General features: G+C 46.4%; 15 protein-coding genes and 1 other RNA gene. 14 read left to right on the top strand and 2 right to left on the bottom strand.

Going from position 1 to position 18,276, the window contains the following annotated elements:
- Positions 1-3: 3 nt before the first annotated feature.
- Together R7E47_RS12970 and R7E47_RS12965 are read right to left on the bottom strand one after the other, a co-directional pair.
- Positions 4-372 (bottom strand): YraN family protein, encoded by a 369-nt coding sequence (locus R7E47_RS12970; protein WP_005372903.1) that lies wholly within the window; start codon positions 370-372, stop codon positions 4-6.
- On the bottom strand, positions 359-2,170 hold the full coding sequence (locus R7E47_RS12965; RefSeq protein ID WP_258670787.1) for a penicillin-binding protein activator: 1,812 nt from the start codon (positions 2,168-2,170) through the stop codon (positions 359-361). Before R7E47_RS12965 ends, R7E47_RS12970 begins: the two co-directional genes overlap by 14 nt.
- A gap of 68 nt (positions 2,171-2,238) precedes the next feature.
- Between R7E47_RS12965 and rsmI the strand changes: the two genes are divergently transcribed.
- The 14 genes from rsmI (at position 2,239) to ftsA (ending at position 18,263) form a co-directional block, all read left to right on the top strand.
- A complete protein-coding gene (gene rsmI / locus R7E47_RS12960) occupies positions 2,239-3,102 on the top strand; it encodes a 16S rRNA (cytidine(1402)-2'-O)-methyltransferase (RefSeq protein WP_005372907.1) in 864 nt (287 codons plus the stop codon).
- Between the two features lie 167 nt (positions 3,103-3,269).
- An RNA gene (gene rnpB / locus R7E47_RS12955) (RNase P RNA component class A) lies at positions 3,270-3,700 on the top strand.
- Positions 3,701-3,876: 176 nt separating this feature from the next.
- Entirely contained in the window at positions 3,877-4,827 is a 951-nt protein-coding gene (gene rsmH / locus R7E47_RS12950; protein ID WP_318084336.1) for a 16S rRNA (cytosine(1402)-N(4))-methyltransferase RsmH, read from the top strand.
- A 5-nt stretch (positions 4,828-4,832) separates the two neighbouring features.
- Complete coding sequence (gene ftsL / locus R7E47_RS12945) at positions 4,833-5,150, top strand: cell division protein FtsL (RefSeq protein ID WP_005387405.1); 318 nt, start codon at positions 4,833-4,835, stop codon at positions 5,148-5,150.
- Complete coding sequence (locus R7E47_RS12940; RefSeq protein ID WP_086046525.1) at positions 5,147-6,940, top strand: penicillin-binding transpeptidase domain-containing protein; 1,794 nt, start codon at positions 5,147-5,149, stop codon at positions 6,938-6,940. Before ftsL ends, R7E47_RS12940 begins: the two co-directional genes overlap by 4 nt.
- A gap of 62 nt (positions 6,941-7,002) precedes the next feature.
- Positions 7,003-8,487, top strand: coding sequence for a UDP-N-acetylmuramoyl-L-alanyl-D-glutamate--2,6-diaminopimelate ligase (murE, locus tag R7E47_RS12935; RefSeq protein ID WP_318084335.1), 1,485 nt, complete (start codon positions 7,003-7,005; stop codon positions 8,485-8,487).
- Positions 8,484-9,848 carry a UDP-N-acetylmuramoyl-tripeptide--D-alanyl-D-alanine ligase gene (locus tag R7E47_RS12930; RefSeq protein ID WP_213889074.1) on the top strand — a complete coding sequence of 455 codons (1,365 nt, stop codon included), beginning with the start codon at positions 8,484-8,486 and terminating at the stop codon, positions 9,846-9,848. The genes murE and R7E47_RS12930 overlap by 4 nt, the downstream gene beginning before the upstream one ends.
- Positions 9,848-10,930, top strand: coding sequence for a phospho-N-acetylmuramoyl-pentapeptide-transferase (gene mraY, locus R7E47_RS12925; protein ID WP_005372931.1), 1,083 nt, complete (start codon positions 9,848-9,850; stop codon positions 10,928-10,930). The genes R7E47_RS12930 and mraY overlap by 1 nt, the downstream gene beginning before the upstream one ends.
- Before the next feature lie 39 nt (positions 10,931-10,969).
- Positions 10,970-12,283 (top strand): UDP-N-acetylmuramoyl-L-alanine--D-glutamate ligase, encoded by a 1,314-nt coding sequence (murD, locus tag R7E47_RS12920; protein ID WP_053306876.1) that lies wholly within the window; start codon positions 10,970-10,972, stop codon positions 12,281-12,283.
- 18 nt (positions 12,284-12,301) lie between these two features.
- Positions 12,302-13,498 (top strand): cell division protein FtsW, encoded by a 1,197-nt coding sequence (gene ftsW, locus R7E47_RS12915; RefSeq protein ID WP_005372933.1) that lies wholly within the window; start codon positions 12,302-12,304, stop codon positions 13,496-13,498.
- Positions 13,485-14,552: an undecaprenyldiphospho-muramoylpentapeptide beta-N-acetylglucosaminyltransferase gene (murG, locus tag R7E47_RS12910; RefSeq protein WP_318084334.1), complete on the top strand. Its 1,068-nt coding sequence runs from the start codon at positions 13,485-13,487 to the stop codon at positions 14,550-14,552. The genes ftsW and murG overlap by 14 nt, the downstream gene beginning before the upstream one ends.
- Positions 14,553-14,575: 23 nt before the next feature.
- On the top strand, positions 14,576-16,033 hold the full coding sequence (gene murC / locus R7E47_RS12905) for a UDP-N-acetylmuramate--L-alanine ligase (protein WP_005387395.1): 1,458 nt from the start codon (positions 14,576-14,578) through the stop codon (positions 16,031-16,033).
- 192 nt (positions 16,034-16,225) lie between these two features.
- Complete coding sequence (locus R7E47_RS12900; RefSeq protein WP_005387393.1) at positions 16,226-17,008, top strand: cell division protein FtsQ/DivIB; 783 nt, start codon at positions 16,226-16,228, stop codon at positions 17,006-17,008.
- Positions 17,001-18,263 carry a cell division protein FtsA gene (ftsA, locus tag R7E47_RS12895; protein WP_005372946.1) on the top strand — a complete coding sequence of 421 codons (1,263 nt, stop codon included), beginning with the start codon at positions 17,001-17,003 and terminating at the stop codon, positions 18,261-18,263. Before R7E47_RS12900 ends, ftsA begins: the two co-directional genes overlap by 8 nt.
- The last annotated feature ends 13 nt before the right edge of the window (positions 18,264-18,276 follow it).

Raw genomic sequence — 18,276 nt, 5'->3', positions numbered from 1 at the left:
CGCTTATCCTTCAGAGATTGCGTTTTCTATCCAGTTGATATCTCGCCCATTATCATGAATGGCGATGACATCAAATCGATAATCGATATTGTGTTTTAAGCGCTTTTGTTGGCTAAGCCAAACTTGTGCGGTTTTGACTAGCTTGCGCATTTTAGCGTGCGTCACCATTTCTGCTGCCGAGCCAAAGTGATTGTTCTTACGGTATTTGACTTCAACAAACACAATAGTTTCACCTTGTTGGAAGATTAAATCAATCTCACCGACCTTAGTCAGAAAATTTTGTTCAATAAAGTTTAAGCCCTGGCGTTGTAAATACTGCTTCGCCAGAGCTTCATATTGATTTCCGATTTGGCGCTTGCTAAAGAGCCCCACGCTCAGCCCAGCTTAGCTCACGCTGTACAACACAATTATTGTCGATACTTAAAATACCGGTTTGGCCGCCAACTGAGTAGCCCGGAACGACCTTCATTTGTGGCAGCTCCCCAATCAATTTATACGCATCCATACCCAGTGCTTTCAAACGTTTTTCCATGTTAGATTGCTCTGACCACAGCTCGTTCATTTCAGCGGTCACGCTAGGGTCTGGGTCAATCAGTAATGGAATATCGCTGTAGATGATGCCTGTTAGATCTTCGTAAGTCGCGCCGCCACTGTTGCTACGCGAGCTAGAGAAAATTTGTGGCGCTTTGGCGTCTGGGTTAATCGCTACCTCAATAAACGGCTTGATCAAAGTCAGTTCCGTGCTTCTAGCAACAATATAAACCGCATCGACATCACGACGGCTACGTGGCTGTGTTTCAAGCTTGATACGCATTAGTGATTGCATCTGAGCAATACGTTGTTTGCTTTCTTGCAGACCAAATACTTCATTGATGTCTTTTTGAAGTTGGCGCTTGTCACCAAAATAACTTGCTGCGACTTTATTAGAGCTGTACTTGCGCCATTCTTTGTTGAACGCTTCAGTTACACGCTCACCAAAGCTGCCCTTTGGTGCCAGAATCAGAGGGAAGTTATAGCCTTCGCTGAACAAGTGTTTCGCTGCCTGTGCGGCTTCTTGTTCTGGTGATAATGCCAAGTAGCAAATATTGCTATCTGGTTGCACATCTTCGGGAATATTTAGCGCAAGGGCTGGAATCGTAGGACCATTTTCTGAGCCATCCATGGTTGTGTGCAATAGCTCAACGTTTTCTTTTTCTAGGGGACCAACAACAAAGTCGATGTTTTCATTGATCAAACGTTGTTTAATTTGGTCGGCGTTATACGCATTAGTGTCTATTACCGTGAGGGTAGCGCTTGGATCACGGTTACGATCATTCATCATAGCAAACACAAAACCATCACGAATTAATTGCGCTTGTGGCGAGAACTTACCAGTAAGCGGCAGTAACAAAGCGGTGTTGTTTGGTTTAACGATGTCTAGAGAGAGAATGTTTTGAATCTCTTCTGGTGTGTAGATAGCGGCTGGGTGCGATGGGTTCTCGTTTAACCAGCGTTCTAGGGTATTTTTTAGTTGGGATAAGTTGCCCGACAGCGTTTTCGCATAAATAGCGAGTTGTAGCCAACCATCCAAAACATCTTCATTTGGCTCTGTTTCTAATGAGGTCAGTTCGTACTCGGAGTAGCTGCCAAAGTTCATCCAAATACGGCTAGAAATCTCTCTCTGCTCCGCGGACGATGCATATTGGCCAAATGCAACCAGTTGGCGGTTTGCCTCAAACGCTTGGTTAAGACCTTGATAAGCGTCGGCGCGCTTCAAGTAATAGTCTTTCCATTGCTCATTTGGCAACTTCCACCAAGGTTTAAAATTCAACAATTGCAGCAACTGAGAGTAATTACTCTGTTTTTGCTGTATGGTCGCACGCGCTAGTTGCCACTCTGCTTGCTGAACTTCGGTTAACTGTTGACGAGCCAGGCGCTTGATCAACATTTCTGCTTGATCAAACTGGTTTGCTTGAATCGCGGCTTTGGTTGCCATGATCAACCAGTCATTTTGTAAACTGCCTTCCGTGCTATCAGCTTGGATCATATAGTTCTGAACAGACTGAGTAGGCTCAAGTGTTACATCAACGCCATCAGGCTGTCTTGGACCTGAAGAACAGGCGGCGAGCGTAATTGCTAGTGCAACAGGAGTAAGTATGCGTGGTACACTGAGTCTCTTATGGTTAATCATTGCCGTGAGTTCTCTATAATTTTGTACAAAATTGTCTCTATATTAATCGTTGAAGTGATGGTAAACAAATGACAGATAAAAATAAGTTGCCGAATGAGGGGCCAACTCTCTATATCGTACCGACTCCAATCGGAAATTTAGCGGATATCACCCAACGTGCTATCGAAATTCTGTCGACTGTGGACATCATTGCCGCTGAGGATACTCGACATACGGGCAAATTACTGTCTCACTTCAATATTCAAACCAAAACTTTTGCTCTACACGACCACAATGAGCAGCAAAAAGCACAAGTTTTGGTAGAAAAGCTGCTTTCCGGTCAGTCTATCGCATTAGTTTCTGACGCTGGTACGCCACTTATCAGCGACCCAGGATACCATTTGGTGACAAAATGTCGTCAAGCGGGCGTTAGAGTTGTGCCTCTTCCAGGTGCTTGTGCGGTCATTACGGCGTTAAGTGCCTCTGGCTTGCCATCGGATCGCTTTAGCTTCGAAGGTTTTTTACCACCGAAAAGCAAAGGTCGTAAGGATAAATTCCTAGAGATTGCTTCGGTAGAGCGTACGTGTATTTTTTACGAGTCACCGCACCGTATTTTAGACTCTCTACAAGACATGTTAGACGTTCTTGGCCCAGATAGAGAAGTTGTGTTGGCAAGAGAGCTAACAAAAACCTTTGAAACCATTCAAGGCATGCCGTTAGGTGAGCTGATTGAATGGGTGAAAAGTGACGATAACCAACAGCGTGGTGAAATGGTATTGTTGGTACATGGCCATCGTGAAACAACAGACGACTCACTACCTGAAGATGCTTTACGCACGTTAGGGATTTTGACCAAAGAGCTGCCTTTGAAAAAAGCAGCTGCTTTGGTGGCAGAAATACATAACTTGAAGAAGAATGCGTTATATAAATGGGGCTTAGAAAACTTAGACTAAGTGCCGCTAGCGAGATAAATGGTCGATGAGGGCTGATGTTTAGGCATCGGCCTTTTTATTATCTATTTTTGGCGCTTTGACTAAAAAGTCATCACTTAGTGCATTCATTTCATCATATCTGTGATCTAACTAGACTCTGAAGTGAGAACTCTATACAATCCGCCCTCGGAGCTGACTGGGTAGTCGCTGCTTTGTTGATGTCCTTCGGGAGACTGACGTCGAAGTCCCTTTGGGAGACTGACGTTGACGTCCTTCGGGAGACTGACAAAGGGGAGGAAAGTCCGGGCTTCATAGAGCAAGGTGCCAGGTAACGCCTGGGGGGCGCAAGCCTACGACAAGTGCAGCAGAGAGAAGACCGCCGATGGCCCGTAAGGGTACAGGTAAGGGTGAAAGGGTGCGGTAAGAGCGCACCGGACGACTAGCAATAGTTCGTAGCAGGGTAAACTCCACCTGAAGCAAGACCAAATAGGCCTCCACATTGCGTTGCTCGCGTAAGGAGGCGGGTAGGTTGCTCGAGCCAGTGAGTGATTGCTGGCCTAGACGAATGGCTACCGCCGCGCAAGCGGAACAGAACCCGGCTTATGTGTCGGCTCCACCTATTCGAGACCCATCATTACTTTTAGTAGTGATGGGTTTTTTGCATTTAATTGACGCAAACTATGTCATTACCAATAAACTTGGCGTAAATCACGTCTAACTTTAGACTTGTGGTGGCGATGATGTAGGAAATCAGTACACTAAAGAATCGCTTCAAGATCATTCAACGAGAAAGCTATGACCGAAACCTTCCAACATATTTCCGTGTTATTAAATGAATCCATTGATGGCTTAGCTATCAAACCAGACGGCGTCTATATTGATGGAACATTTGGCCGTGGCGGTCACAGCCGGGCAATTCTATCTAAACTCGGTGAAAATGGCCGACTGTACAGTATCGACCGTGACCCTCAAGCGATCGCTGAGGCAGGCAAAATCAATGACCCTCGCTTCACCATTATTCATGGTCCATTTTCTGGTATTGCTGAGTATGCTGAAGAGTATGGGCTAGTTGGAAAAGTGGATGGTGTTCTGCTGGATTTAGGCGTTTCTTCTCCTCAGTTAGACGACGCAGAGCGTGGCTTTAGCTTTATGAAAGACGGTCCGCTAGATATGCGTATGGACCCGACATCAGGTGTTCCAGTATCTCAATGGTTGATGGAAGCAGACCTCGATGATATCACTTGGGTCATTCGCGAGTTTGGGGAAGATAAACATGCGCGCCGTATTGCAAAAGCGATTGTTGCCTACCGTGAAGACGAAGAAAATGAGCCAATGGTTCGCACTGGTCAGCTGGCAAAATTGATTTCAGATGCCGCACCGAAAAGTTTTAAAGAGAAAAAACACCCTGCGACTCGTGCTTTCCAGGCTTTTCGTATTTACATCAACAGTGAGTTAGAAGAAATTGATACGGCACTTAAAGGCGCGGCGAGCATTCTGGCTCCTGAAGGCCGTTTATCTGTGATTAGCTTCCACTCTCTGGAAGACCGTATGGTCAAACGTTTTATCCGTAAAGAGAGCAAAGGGCCTGAAGTGCCACACGGTATTCCAATGACGGAAGAGCAAATTCGTGCTCTTGGTAGTGCGAATATGAAAGCGGTGAGCAAAGCGATTAAGCCAAGCAAACAAGAAATTGAAATGAACCCTCGCTCGCGCAGCTCTGTGTTAAGAATTGCGGAAAAGCTTTAATTATTATGACGAAACCCACTCCTAATCTTGCTAAGTTGATTGCGACGGATCTCCTCACCGTTGGTCGCTGGCCATTACTGTTGTTGCTATTGATCGTGGCATCGGCAATGGGAGTGGTATTTGCTACCCACCATGCGCGTCAAGCGATTACCGAGAAAGACCATACGTTGGTTGAACGAGAACGATTAGATAGCGAATGGCGTAACTTAATGTTGGAAGAAACTGCCCTCGCGGAACACAGTCGTGTTCAAGACCTTGCCAAAAAAGAACTTGAAATGAAACGACCTGATGGCGATAAAGAAGTGGTTGTCACGCTCAAATGATTAGAAAAAAATCCAACACGAAACAAGCCAATAAGCGTAAACCTGTAGCAAAAGAGAAAGCGGCTACGGGGGATAAGAAAACCGATAACAAAGCAGTGAAAGTGGCGGTCGAAGAATCTTTCTTGATTCGTTGGCGCTTCCATCTATTACTGTTTTTTGTTTTTTGTGCATTTGCCCTTTTGGTGGCACGCGTAGCCTACATCCAAATCATTGAGCCAGATAACCTGATTAAACAAGGTGACCTACGTTCGGTTCGTGTTAAATCCATTCCTTCTGCTCGCGGTATTATTTCGGATCGAAATGGTGAGCCGCTTGCTGTCAGTGTACCGGTTGAGGCGGTTTGGGCAGATCCTGCCACGATATTTAAAGAAAACGCGTTAAGCCAGACCAAAAGTTGGCATGCATTAGCGGATGTTCTTGGTATTGACCGACAAGGGTTAATAGACAAAATCAAGCGCAATGAAAAACGCCGCTTTATCTACTTGCAGCGCCAGGTCAGTCCGGCCATGGCGAACTATATTCGTGAGCTAAAGCTGCCAGGTGTTGGCCTTAAGTCGGAATCTCGTCGTTATTATCCTGCAGGTGAGGTTAGTGCTCACTTAGTCGGTGTAACAGGCATTGACGGGCATGGCCTAGAAGGTGTGGAGCGTAGCTACGATGAGTGGCTCACTGGCGCGGCGGGTAAGAAAACTATTCGTAAAGACCGTTATGGTCGTGTTGTGGAAAACATTGCTTGGCAAGACAAGCAAGAAGGTAAATCACTTCAGTTAACCATCGATCAGCGCCTACAGGCGATTGCGTATCGTGCGATTAAGCAAGCCGTTGCGGACCACCGCGCCACTTCAGGTTCCGTTGTCATGTTGGATGTAAAAACGGGCGCCGTATTGGCCATGGTTAATGCTCCTTCTTACAACCCTAACAATCGTAGCGATTGGCAAAGCTATCAAATGCGTAACCGAGTGATCACGGACTCAATGGAGCCCGGTTCGACCATTAAGCCTTTCGTTATTTTAGCCGCCTTAGAAAATGGGATAGCGGATAAAGATACCATCGTAGATACCGGTAATGGTGTTCTACGTTTAGGTGGTAGTCGAGTCAGAGATGTCTCTCGCGTAGGTAAAGCGAGCTTGACCACGATCCTTAAAAAGTCGAGTAATATCGGTGTGACGAAGCTAGCAATGCAAATGCCGGTAGAGGCGCTTCTTGGGCTGTACAGTTCAGTGGGTTTTGGTGAGCTTTCTGGCCTAAACCTAGTTGGGGAAGTGACGGGTATTTTTCCTACACGAACTCGTTGGTCGCCAATTGAGCGCGCCACGATTGCGTTTGGTTACGGTCTATCAATTACACCAATCCAGCTAGCCCATGCTTATGCGACGCTTGGAAACCTTGGCAAATACGAGCCTATTCATATTATTGAAAGCAATGATCATGACATGTCACGTCAAGTGGTGAGTGCGAAGTATGCGCGTCAAGTATTAGACATGTTGGAAACCGTAACTCAAAAAGGGGGCTCGGCTCGCAGAGCGGCAGTTCCTGGTTATCGAGTGGGAGCGAAAACAGGTACATCACGTAAAGCTTCTGCTGGCGGGTACAGCGACGAGTACATCACCTACACGGCTGGGCTTGCTCCGGTTAGCGATCCGCGAATTGCTTTGGTGGTGATCGTAAACGAGCCTCAAGGTGATGACTACTATGGTGGTTCGGTAGCGTCTCCTGTCTTCTCTGAAATCATGAAAGGCGCGCTACAAATACTCAATGTTGCACCTGACGAAAACAAATTCCAACAGTAAGCCCTGTGGTTTACTGAGCAAACAAAATTAAGAAAACCTGAGCCAAAGCTCGGAGAACAAATATGACTAAAGCCATCAGTATGGACGTGCTGCTTTCCCCTTGGGTGGATTGCCCTAGCTTATCGTCCGTTCTTGTTTCTGAATTGGAGCTCGACAGCCGAAGAGTTCAACCTGGAACCACGTTTGTAGCAGTGATTGGCCATGTTGTGGATGGGCGTAAATTCATTGCCTCTGCAATTGAGCAAGGTGCAAATGCAGCCCTGGCGCAAGCCTGCGATGTCAAAACACATGGTACGGTGGAAATCATTGATGATGTTCCCGTCATTTACATTGATAGGTTGGACCAACGTTTATCCGCAATTGCTGGAAAGCTTTATGCTTACCCTGATATGGATTTGATTGGTGTCACCGGCACCAACGGCAAAACCACCATTACCCAGTTAATAGCGCAATGGCTAGAACTGCTTGACCATAAAGCGGCGGTAATGGGAACAACAGGAAATGGCTTCCTCAATAACTTGCAACAAGCTGCGAATACAACGGGGAATGCCGTTGAAATTCAGAAAACGCTCTCCTCTCTCGCAAATCAACAAGCCACATACACCGCGCTAGAAGTATCTTCCCATGGCCTGACGCAAGGTCGTGTCAAAGCATTATCATTTGCGGCGGGCGTGTTTACTAACTTAAGTCGTGACCATCTTGATTACCATGGCACGATGGAAGAGTATGCCAATGCAAAGCTTGGGTTGTTCACGCAACACCAATGTGAACGTGCCATTATCAATGTTGATGATGAAGTAGGTCATCAATGGGCGTCGCAGTTAAGTAATGCGATCGCTGTCTCGCTCAAGCAGCCGAACACTGAATTTGAAAGCGCAATTTGGGCGACGGAAGTCAGTTACGCAGAGTCAGGGATTACTATTAAGTTCGATGGTAAATTTGGCTCAGGTGAATTGCACGCGCCTTTGATTGGTGAGTTTAATGCAACCAACTTAATGCTCGCTTTTGCGACCTTATTAAGCTTAGGTAAAGAGAAACAAGCGTTACTCGAAACTGCAGGTCAACTGCAACCTGTACTCGGCCGAATGGAGTTATTCCAAACTGAGGATCGTGCCAAAGTCGTGGTCGATTATGCCCACACTCCTGATGCTTTAGAAAAAGCGCTGCAAGCTTTACGAGTTCATTGTGAAGGCCAGCTGTGGGCTATTTTTGGCTGCGGTGGTGATCGCGATGCAGGTAAGCGCCCGATGATGGCGGAAATTGCAGAGCGACTAGGTGATAGAGTGGTGTTGACTGACGATAACCCACGCAGCGAAGATCCGGTTCAGATTGTGAAAGATATGTTAGCTGGGCTGTCAAAACCTGCTGAAGCGATTGTTCAGCATGACCGCTTCAAAGCGCTGTCTTATGCCATTGAAAATGCTTCGCCAAACGACATTATCTTGTTAGCTGGAAAGGGCCATGAAGATTATCAGATTCGTAATGGCGAAACGATTCATTACTCCGACCGCGAGTCCGCAATGCAACTTTTAGGATTGACCTCATGATCAAAGTAACGTTATCTCAAATTGCAGACATCACTCGTGGTGAGCGATTCGGCGACGAGCTACTTATCGACGCGGTTTCTACTGATACACGAACGATTGAGCGTGGGGCTTTATTCGTCGCGTTAGTTGGGGAGCGCTTTGATGCGCACAACTTTTGCCAACAAGCGGTAGATGCAGGTGCCGGTGCTTTACTCGTAGAAAAACGCTTAGATGTGAATGTGCCGCAAATTGTGGTGTCGGATACCAAACTTGCATTGGGTGAGTTTGCTTCTTGGGTGCATCAAGCATGCAAAACACCTACCGTTGCCATCACCGGAAGTTGCGGTAAAACGACCGTAAAAGAAATGGTTGCGAGTATCCTGCAATTGAAAGGCAAAGTGTTATTCACGGCGGGTAACTTCAATAATGATATTGGTGTTCCGTTGACATTATTGCGCTCACAGCAGGATGATGATTATGCCGTGATTGAGCTTGGTGCTAATCATATAGGTGAAATTGCTTACACGACTCAGTTAGTAAAACCAGATATCGCGTTAGTGAACAATGTAGCCGCCGCTCACCTTGAAGGCTTTGGTTCTATCGATGGCGTGAAACAAGCCAAAGGTGAAATCTACCAAGGCCTTTCAGCTGGTGGTATTGCGATTGTTAACCTAGACAGCAATGGTGAAGCCAAGTGGGATGAAGTGTTAGCAGATAAGAAAGTCATTACTTTTTCACAAAGTAATACTGATGCAGACTTCTTCGCTTCTAACATCGTATTGAACGCCGCAGGTGAAGCAAGCTTTGACTTACATATCGCAGCAAGCTCACAAGAAATTGAACTGTCTCTGGGTATTATAGGTCAACACAACGTTGCGAATGCGATCGCTGCTTCTATTATTGCGTTACAAATGGGCGCCACATTAGAAGAGGTTCGCGCTGGCCTTAAACATTTGAACAAAGTGAAAGGTCGCGTCGAGGTTGAAGCGCTGAGCGAAAAGATAAAATTGATTGACGACAGCTACAACGCGAGCGTGCCAGCCATGAAAGCGGCAGTTGATTTATTGGCCGCTTTCCCAGGTCAACGCTGGCTGATTTTAGGTAATATGGCGGAATTGGGCGAGGAAAGTCTTGCACTTCATCGTCAAGTCGGGGAACATGCTGCCCCACAAAAATTTGAACATGTTCTCACATATGGTGCAGACGCCAAGGTGATCAGTGATCTTTGCCAAGGCATTCATTTTGAGACGCACCAAGAGATAATTGAATACATCAAGCAGCATCTAGACCAAGCCGTTCCTGAAAGCCATACGATGTTGGTGAAAGGAGCGAACGGTGCACGTATGTTTGAAGTCGCTGCTGCTTTGAAGGAGTATTATTAATGATTATTTGGCTTGCCGAGCTGCTACAGCCATACCTGTCTTTTTTCCGATTGTTTGAATACTTGTCTTTTCGAGCAATCCTAAGCGTATTAACCGCTCTAGGTCTTTCATTATGGATGGGACCAATCATGATCAAGCGTTTGCAAATGCTGCAAATTGGTCAGGTAGTGCGTAACGAAGGTCCTGAATCTCACTTTAGTAAGCGTGGTACCCCAACAATGGGCGGTATCATGATCTTAGCGGCCATCTCAATCACGATTTTGCTATGGACAGACTTATCCAACCCTTACGTATGGGCGGTACTTACGGTCTTACTTGGCTACGGTGCGGTCGGATTTGTTGATGATTATCGTAAAGTGGTACGTAAAAATACCGATGGCTTGATTGCGCGTTGGAAGTACTTCTGGCAGTCGTTGATCGCGTTTGTCGTCGCTTTCGCATTGTATGCTTACGGTAAAGACACAGCAGCAACTCAGCTAGTGGTGCCATTCTTTAAAGACATCATGCCGCAGCTTGGTTTGATGTATATCATTCTGACTTACTTTGTCATTGTAGGTACAAGTAACGCGGTCAACCTGACTGATGGTCTAGACGGTTTGGCAATCATGCCAACGGTTCTTGTTGCAGCAGGCTTCGCGGTTATTGCATGGGCGACCGGTAACGTTAACTTCTCTGAATACCTTCATATACCATACTTACCACATGCTTCTGAGTTAGTTGTCGTATGTACAGCAATCGTAGGTGCAGGCCTTGGTTTCTTGTGGTTTAACACGTACCCAGCACAAGTGTTCATGGGCGATGTGGGCTCACTAGCGCTTGGCGGTGCATTGGGCACCATTGCTGTTCTAGTTCGTCAAGAGTTGGTGTTGGTGATCATGGGTGGCGTATTTGTAATGGAAACGCTATCAGTCATCCTGCAGGTAGGTTCTTACAAATTACGTGGTCAGCGCATTTTCCGTATGGCACCAATTCACCACCACTACGAATTGAAAGGTTGGCCAGAACCTCGCGTAATCGTGCGCTTCTGGATTATTTCTATGGTTCTTGTTCTGATTGGTCTTGCGACATTGAAAGTGCGTTAATCGCGCTTTCCAAGAACAAGATTTACAGTGTGATCAAATATGGAACGTTGGCAAAACATACATAGTGTTGTCGTCGTAGGGCTCGGTATTACCGGGCTCTCTGTCGTTAAACACCTAAGAAAAAATCAGCCACAACTTGTGGTCAAAGTCATTGATACTCGTGTAAACCCTCCAGGTGCAGAGCGCTTGCCGGAAAGTGTTCAACTGCATAGTGGTGGTTGGAATACAGACTGGCTTTCTGACGCGGATCTTATCGTGACCAACCCTGGTATTGCGCTAGCGACACCAGAGATCCAAGCCGTATTAGCAAAAGGTACGGCCGTAGTAGGTGATATCGAGTTATTCGCTTGGGCGGTGCAGAAACCGGTGATTGCGATTACGGGCTCAAACGGTAAGAGCACAGTAACCGACCTCACAGGTGTGATGGCTGAGGCTGCAGGTTTGGATGTTGGCGTTGGTGGTAACATCGGTGTGCCTGCACTGGATTTGTTAGAACAAGACGCAGACCTATATGTACTCGAACTCTCGAGCTTCCAGTTAGAAACGACGTCAAGCTTAAAGCTCAAAGCCGCTGCGTTTCTGAATCTTTCTGAAGATCATATGGATCGTTATCAAGGCATGTCTGACTATCGACAAGCTAAGTTGCGTATTTTTAACCATGCTGCTCTTGCAGTCGTGAACCGTGATGATCAAGAAACCTTCCCTGACGCAGAGATGCCATTGGTGACATTTGGCAGCGACAATCAGGACTTTGGTCTCGAGGTGGATGGCAACCGTACTTGGCTGCTCGATCACGGTCAACGAGTTGTCGCAAGTGATGAGCTTAAGTTGGTTGGTAAGCACAACTTATCTAACGCTCTGGTTGCTTTAGCGCTATTAAAAGCTGCGGACGTAAACTATCACAAAGCATTGAATGCACTTAAAAATTACACAGGACTGACACACCGATGCCAGGTGGTTGCGGATAATCAAGGCGTCAAATGGGTGAATGACTCTAAAGCAACTAATATTGCCAGCACTATGGCTGCGCTATCTGGTTTGGAATCGACAGGCAAGCTCTACTTACTCGTTGGTGGTGTTGGCAAAGGTGCTGACTTCTCGCCATTAAAACCGATCTTCGCGACGCTTAACTTGCAACTGTGTTGCTTTGGCGCTGATGGCGATGAATTTATGCCACTGCATGAATCTGCAATACGTTTCGACACTATGGAAGATGTGATTCAACAAGTATCTTCGCAGTTAAAACCAGGTGATATGGTGATGCTGTCTCCTGCATGTGCTAGCTTTGATCAATTCGACAACTTTATGGCAAGAGGTGATGCTTTCGCTGCTCTTGCTCAGAAATATGCATAATTAAAGGTTACACACTTCGTGGGTTTAGGTAACGTTAAACGCAGTATTGGCAATTGGCTCAAGCATCCAGCCCCAGAGGCGATGTTTGATCGTCAGTTAGTGTGGATTGCACTGGGTTTGATGTTGACTGGTTTGGTCATGGTAACCTCTGCATCATTTCCAATCAGCTCTCGATTAACGGAACAGCCGTTCCACTTTATGTTTCGTCATGCGACGTTTCTCGTGCTGGCGTTAGGGACCTCCGCTGTTATTTTGCAAGTGCCTTTGCAAGAGTGGTTTAAGAAGAGCCATTACTTACTTTGGGCTTCTTTCGCACTGTTGATCATCGTGCTCTTGGCGGGTAAGTCGGTTAATGGTGCGTCTCGTTGGATTCCCCTTGGGCTGTTTAACCTTCAGCCAGCGGAAGTCGCGAAGCTATCGCTGTTTATCTTCATGTCTGGTTACTTAGTTCGAAAGCAAGACGAAGTACGACAAACGTTCTTTGGTGGCTTTATGAAGCCAATCATGGTGTTTGCCTTCTTCGCAGTATTACTACTTGGTCAGCCAGACTTGGGGACGGTCGTCGTGATGCTGGTCACGCTGTTTGGCATGCTTTTTATCGCAGGTGCAAAACTAACCCAGTTTCTCGCCTTGATGGTGGCAGGTATCGGCGCTGTAGTAGGTTTGATTCTCGTCGAGCCATACCGTATGCGACGAGTAACCTCCTTCCTTGACCCGTGGGAAGATCCATTTGGCAGTGGCTATCAGTTGACTCAGTCTTTGATGGCGTTTGGTCGTGGTGAATGGTTCGGACAAGGTCTCGGTAATTCAATTCAAAAACTGGAATATCTACCGGAAGCGCATACCGACTTTGTGTTTGCCGTACTTGCTGAAGAGCTTGGTTTCGTAGGCGTAGTGCTGGTCTTAATGCTGATTTTTAGCTTGGTGCTAAAAGCGGTTTACATCGGCAAGCGTGCATTTGAAGAAGGCGAAATGTTCGGAGGTTATCTGGCTTTCGGAATTGGTATTTGGTTTGCGTTTCAAACCTTGGTTAATGTTGGAGCTGCCGCCGGTATTGTTCCAACTAAAGGTTTAACACTTCCACTCATCAGTTATGGTGGTTCTAGTCTAATAATTATGTCCGTCGCAGTGTCCATACTACTGCGTATCGATTACGAATGCCGCTTGAAACGCGAGCAACAACAATCAGAACAACAAGCTAATGAAACAAAATAAACGTTTGATGGTGATGGCTGGTGGTACTGGCGGTCACGTATTCCCAGGTTTGGCGGTAGCAAAACAGCTTCAAGAACAAGGTTGGGAGATCCGTTGGTTAGGTACGGCGGATCGAATGGAAGCGGATTTGGTGCCAAAACATGGCATTGAAATCGACTTTATCAAAGTGAAAGGGTTACGAGGTCAAGGCGTTAAATGTCTTCTTGCAGCACCATTTCAAATTATCAATGCCATTATGCAGGCTCGTGCTCACATGAAACGCTGGCAGCCTGACGCAGTGCTTGGTATGGGCGGTTATGTTAGCGGCCCGGGTGGTATTGCCGCTTGGATGAGTGGTATTCCTGTTGTTCTGCATGAACAAAATGCAGTAGCAGGTTTAACGAACCAATGGTTATCGAAAATCGCTAAGAAGGTTTTTCAGGCTTTCCCAGGCGCTTTCCCAAATGCCGAAGTGGTTGGGAACCCAGTTCGTGAAGACGTGACTCAATTAGCAGCGCCAACTGAGCGCATGCAAGAGCGCCAAGGTCCAATTCGCATTTTGGTGATGGGTGGCAGCCAAGGCGCACGTATTCTTAACCAAACTCTGCCAGAAGTGATGTCGAAATTGGGCGAAGATTACTGTATTCGTCATCAAGCGGGTAAAGGTTCCGCCGAAGAAGTGAATGCAGCATACCAAGCTAATGGTGTGGTAAATGCAGAAGTAATGGAATTCATTGATGACGTTGCAGAAGCTTACGCATGGGCTGACCTTTTAGTTTGTCGCTCTGGAGCGTTAACCGTATCTGAAGTCTCGGCGGCAGGTGTAGGCGCTATTTTTGTTCCATTCATGCACAAAGACCGCCAGCAAGCACTTAATGCAGACCACTTGGTGGATTGCGGCGCGGCGAAAATGATTGAACAACCAGATTTAACCGTTGAGTCTCTGACTCTGCAGATCCAACAATTGGATCGCCAAGCTTTACTTACAATGGCTGAGCAAGCGCGTGGCGCTGCAAAATTGAATGCTGACCGAGTTGTCGCACAAGCCATTGTCGCTTTGACCGAAAAGCGTTAACCGAATTATTGAGAATAGAATTGATGACAATCCAACATACACAAGACTTAGCTCAGATTCGCGCAATGGTGCCAGAGATGCGCCGCGTGAAATCCATCCACTTCATCGGTATTGGTGGTGCGGGCATGAGCGGCATTGCAGAAGTGCTGTTGAACGAAGGCTACCAAATCACAGGTTCTGATCTATCAGAGAACGCTGTGACAGAGCGTTTGGTATCAAAAGGTGCGACGGTATTTATTGGTCATCAAGCCAGTAATGTAGAAAAAGCCAGTGTGGTTGTTGTGTCAACGGCGATCAACGAAGAAAACCCAGAAGTGATGGCGGCACGTGAATTACGCATCCCTATTGTACGCCGCGCAGAGATGTTGGCTGAATTGATGCGATTCCGTCACGGTATTGCCGTTGCGGGTACACACGGTAAAACCACGACGACCGCTCTTGTTACTCAAATCTATTCTGAAGCCGGTCTTGATCCAACGTTTGTGAATGGCGGTTTGGTGAAAAGCGCAGGTACAAATGCGCGTCTAGGCTCGAGTCGTATTCTAATTGCAGAGGCAGATGAAAGTGACGCGTCATTCCTGCACTTGCAACCAATGGTGAGCATTGTTACCAATATCGAAGCCGATCATATGGATACCTATGGTGGTGACTTTGAAACCTTAAAGCAAACCTTCATCGATTTCCTTCATAATCTACCGTTTTACGGCCAAGCAATTGTTTGCATTGACGATCCTGTGGTTCGAGAGTTAATCCCACGTATTAGTCGTCAAGTGATAACTTACGGTTTTTCTGAAGATGCCGACGTACGTATTGAAGATTATCGTCAAGAGGGGCAGCAAGGCAAATTTACGGTAGTACGTAAAGGGCGAGCTAACTTAGATATCACGCTGAATATTCCAGGTCGTCACAATGCATTGAATGCGTCTGCTGCGATTGCGGTTGCTACTGAAGATGACATTGAAGACGATGCGATCCTAAAGGCAATGGCTGGTACGCAAGGTACGGGAAGACGTTTTGATCACCTTGGCGAGTTTGATACTGGCAACGGCCATGCAATGCTTGTTGATGATTACGGCCATCATCCCACAGAAGTGGATGTAACCATTAATGCAGCACGCAGTGGTTGGCAAGACAAGCGTTTGGTGATGATTTTCCAACCGCACCGTTATAGCCGTACTCGTGATTTATACGATGATTTCGCGAATGTGCTTGAACAGGTAGATGTATTGATCATGCTGGATGTTTACGCAGCGGGTGAAAAGCCGATTGCAGGGGCTGATGGGCGCGCTTTATGTCGCACAATTCGCAGCCGAGGCAAGGTAGATCCGATTTTTGTTCCAGAAATCGAGCAATTACCTTCAGTTTTAGCTAACGTTATACAAGACGGCGACCTAATCTTAACGCAAGGTGCGGGTGATATTGGTAAAGTGGCGAAACAGCTGGCAGGTCTTAAATTGAATATAAACAAGATGCTTGGCTGACACATATTGTTGACGCGAAGGACAGATAAAGACTCAGATCTCGATTTTGCGTCAATATCATTGTGATTTATTGCTATCAGTGTTTGATAGTTTACAAGAGCTCAGTATAATCCCAAGGTTAAAGTCAAGACTTTTACCTCTGCGTAATTATATGGGTAAAAAGTACACGACAAAAGTCAGGAAACGAAGACGTTGTTGAATATTGCACTGAATGACGAGCGACCAAACACGGGTAACAACCGTGGTCGCCAAGAAAAAATCTTGGGTGCGTTATTTTTCGTTGTGGTTGTGACTTTAATTAGTTCTGTTTTGTACGCGGCGATCAGTTGGATGTGGGATGACCAAAGGTTACCTCTCTCCAAAATAGTACTTCAGGGGAAACTGGAGTATGTCCAAGCTGACGATGTGCAGGCTGCATTTAGTCGAATTGATCACATCGGTACATTTATGTCTCAGGATATTGATGTATTACAGCAAAGTGTCGAAGCTCTGCCATGGGTAGCGCATGCCGCAATCCGAAAGCAGTGGCCGGATACAGTAAAAGTTTTTTTGACGGAGCATCAACCAGAAGCCATTTGGAATGGCAACGAACTGTTAGATAAAAACGGGTTCGTTTTTGATGGAGATGTTGCTCTGTTGCAAGAAGAAAAAGTGAAGCTGTACGGACCCAAAGATAGCGGACCGGAAGTCTTACAGACTTACCGTGATTTGAGTCCTAAGTTTCAGCAATTGGGTTTAGCGATATCGTCTCTGGTATTAAACGAGCGACGAGCTTGGCAAATCATCCTTGATAACGGTATTCGATTAGAGCTCGGTAAAGAGTCTCTTCTTGAGCGTATAGAGCGCTTTTTTAAGCTCTATAACAAGCTTGGCAGTGACACGCAAAGAATCAGTTATATCGATCTTAGGTACGATACAGGAGCCGCAGTTGGTTGGTTTCCTGAACAAGAGTTAGAAGAGAGTACAGATGACTAAGGCCGCTGATGACAACATTATTGTTGGTCTTGATATAGGCACTGCAACCGTATCGGCTCTAGTGGGTGAGGTTTTACCAGACGGTCAAATTAATATTATTGGCGCAGGTAGTAGCCCCTCACGCGGCATGGATAAAGGTGGCGTGAATGATTTGGAGTCGGTTGTAAAATCAGTACAACGTGCAATTGATCAAGCTGAATTAATGGCAGAGTGCCAGATCAGCCGAGTCTTCATTTCGTTGTCTGGTAAGCATATCGCAAGCCGAATTGAAAAAGGTATGGGCACGATTTCTGATGAAGAGGTGTCTCAAGAAGACATGGATCGCGCTATCCATACCGCAAAATCGATTAAAATCGGTGATGAACAGCGAATTCTTCATGTGATCCCGCAAGAGTTCACCATTGATTACCAAGAAGGAATCAAAAATCCGCTTGGTTTATCTGGGGTAAGAATGGAAGTGAGTGTCCACCTTATCTCATGCCATAATGACATGGCACGCAACATTATTAAGGCGGTAGAACGCTGCGGCCTTAAAGTAGAACAACTCGTATTTTCTGGGCTTGCTGCTAGCAATGCAGTAATCACCGAGGATGAAAGAGAGCTTGGAGTTTGTGTGGTTGATATTGGCGCCGGCACGATGGATGTGGCCATCTGGACTGGCGGTGCGTTACGTCACACAGAAGTATTTTCGTACGCAGGAAATGCTGTAACCAGTGATATTGCTTTTGCTTTTGGTACGCCAGTGAGCGATGCTGAAGAAATAAAAGTCAAATATGGCTGTGCTTTGAGTGAACTGGTCAGTAAGGATGACACGGTTAATGTACCAAGCGTAGGTGGACGACCATCACGTAGCCTGCAACGTCAAACGTTGTCAGAAGTGATTGAGCCACGCTACTCTGAGCTTATGGGACTGGTTAACCAAACTATCGACTCTGTACAAGCAAAATTGCGCGAAGAGGGTATCAAGCACCATCTGGCTGCGGGAGTTGTACTCACCGGCGGTGCTGCGCAAATGGACGGAGTGGTAGAATGTGCGGAACGCGTATTCCGCAATCAAGTAAGGGTCGGCAAACCGCTCGAAGTCAGCGGATTAACTGACTATGTAAAAGAGCCGTACCATTCTACGGCAGTTGGATTACTTCATTACGCAAGAGACATGCAGTCTAGCGACGATAGCGATTATAATGAACCTAAACGCTCATCTGTAACTGGCTTTTTCGATAAATTGCGTAACTGGATACAAAAAGAGTTTTAACCTGAGTTGCAGG

Origin of the sequence: Vibrio sp. Vb1026 (assembly GCF_033338745.1) — a bacterium.
Lineage (GTDB): Bacteria > Pseudomonadota > Gammaproteobacteria > Enterobacterales > Vibrionaceae > Vibrio > Vibrio alginolyticus.
The sequence above is the reverse complement of the archived record's forward strand: the minus strand, read 5'-3'. Positions and strand labels throughout refer to the sequence as shown.